Origin of the sequence: Tolypothrix sp. VBCCA 56010 (assembly GCF_050875635.1) — a bacterium.
GTDB lineage: Bacteria > Cyanobacteriota > Cyanobacteriia > Cyanobacteriales > Nostocaceae > Hassallia.
This window is the reverse complement of record NZ_JBPAOH010000319.1, coordinates 1-2,138: the sequence shown is the minus strand read 5'-3', so window position 1 is coordinate 2,138 and position 2,138 is coordinate 1. Positions and strand designations below refer to the sequence as shown.

General features: G+C 53.0%; 1 rRNA gene. It reads right to left on the bottom strand.

The features are described 5' to 3' along the window. Positions 1-2: 2 nt before the first annotated feature. Positions 3-2,138 (bottom strand): 23S ribosomal RNA (locus AABK37_RS41125); the annotation flags it as partial.

The window sequence follows — 2,138 nt, the reverse complement described above, 5'->3', positions numbered from 1 at the left end:
TAGAGGTCAAGCCCTCGGTCTATTAGCACGGCTCGGCTGCATACATTACTGCACTTCCACCTACCGCCTATTAACAAGTGTTCTACTTGTGACCTTACCTACTTTAAGTAGACAGAGCACTCATCTTGAGGTGGGCTTCCCACTTAGATGCTTTCAGCGGTTATCCGCTCCGCACTTGGCTACCCAGCGTTTACCCTTGGCAGGATAACTGGTACACCAGCGGTGCGTCCTTCCCGGTCCTCTCGTACTAAGGAAGGCTCCTCTCAATGCTCTAACGCCTGCACCGGATATGGACCGAACTGTCTCACGACGTTCTGAACCCAGCTCACGTACCGCTTTAATGGGCGAACAGCCCAACCCTTGGGACGTACTTCCGCCCCAGGTTGCGATGAGCCGACATCGAGGTGCCAAACCTCCCCGTCGATGTGGACTCTTGGGGGAGATCAGCCTGTTATCCCTAGAGTAACTTTTATCCGTTGAGCGACGGCCATTCCATGCTGTGCCGTCGGATCACTAAGGCCTACTTTCGTACCTGCTCGACTTGTTGGTCTTGCAGTCAAGCTCCCATTATGCCTTTACACTCTAAGCACGGTTTCCAAGCGTGCTGAGGGAACCTTTGCGCGCCTCCGTTACCTTTTGGGAGGCGACCGCCCCAGTCAAACTGCCCACCTGAAACTGTTCCCCTTCCGGATTACGGAAGTGGGTTAGAATCCTAGCTTCGCCAGAGTGGTATCTCACCGTTGGCTCCATACCCCCCACAAGGGGTATATCAACGCCTCCCACCTATCCTGCGCAGGCGAAGCCCGGACACAATTCCAGGCTACAGTAAAGCTTCATAGGGTCTTTCTGTCCAGGTGCAGGCAGTCCGTATCTTCACAGACATTCCTATTTCGCCGAGTCTCTCTCTGAGACACCATCCAGATCGTTACGCCTTTCGTGCGGGTCGGAACTTACCCGACAAGGAATTTCGCTACCTTAGGACCGTTATAGTTACGGCCGCCGTTCACCGGGGCTTCGGTCGCCAGCTTTAGGGTTGCCCCCTGACCGACTTCCTTAACCTTCCGGCACTGGGCAGGCGTCAGCCCCCATACTTTCTCTTTCGAGTTTGCGGAGACCTGTGTTTTTGGTAAACAGTCGCCTGGATCTCTTCACTGCGACCCACTTGTTACAGTGGGCACCCCTTCTTCCGAAGTTACGGGGCCATTTTGCCGAGTTCCTTAGAGAGAGTTATCTCGCGCCCCTTAGTATTCTCAACCACCCTACCTGTGTCGGTTTCGGGTACAGGTCAATTGAACTTAACGTGTTTAGAGCTTTTCTTGGAAGTCAGACTATGCCACTTCCCCGACGTATCGGGTCGTACTCAAGTCTTGGCTCGAATCGTTTTCACCGACTCTCAACACCTTGACCATTGAACCGGTAACCAACATCCGGCTGACAATTGCCTCCTCCGTCCCTCTGCACAAATTCAATTGAGTACCGGATTATTCACCGGTTGTCCATCGACTACGCCGTTCGACCTCGCCTTAGGACCTGACTAACCCAGAGGGGACGAACCTGGCTCTGGAACCCTTAGGGTTTCGGGGTATTGGATTCTCACCAATATTTGCGCTACTCAAGCCGACATTCTCACTTCCGTTTCGTCCACACCTGCTCGCCGCTAGTGCTTCTACCTAATACGGAACGCTCCCCTACCGATATTTTTTAGATATCCCACAGCTTCGGTACATCGCTTAGCCCCGTTCATTTTCGGCGCGAGAGCGCTTGACTAGTGAGCTATTACGCACTCATTATAGGGTGGCTGCTTCTAGGCAAACCTCCTAGTTGTCTGTGCACTCTCACCTCCTTTATCACTTAGCGATGATTTGGGGACCTTAGCTGGTGGTCTGGGCTGTTTCCCTCTTGACAATGAAGCTTATCCCCCACTGTCTGTCTGGCAATGTGTGCATCTGGTATTTAGAGTTTGTCTCGATTTGGTACCGGTCTCCCAGCCCGCACCGAAACAGTGCTTTACCCCCAGACTATAATCATTACCGCTGCGCCTAAACACATTTCGGGGAGAACCAGCTAGCTCCTGGTTCGATTGGCATTTCACCCCTAACCACACCTCATCCGCCGATTTTTCAACATCGGTCGGTGCG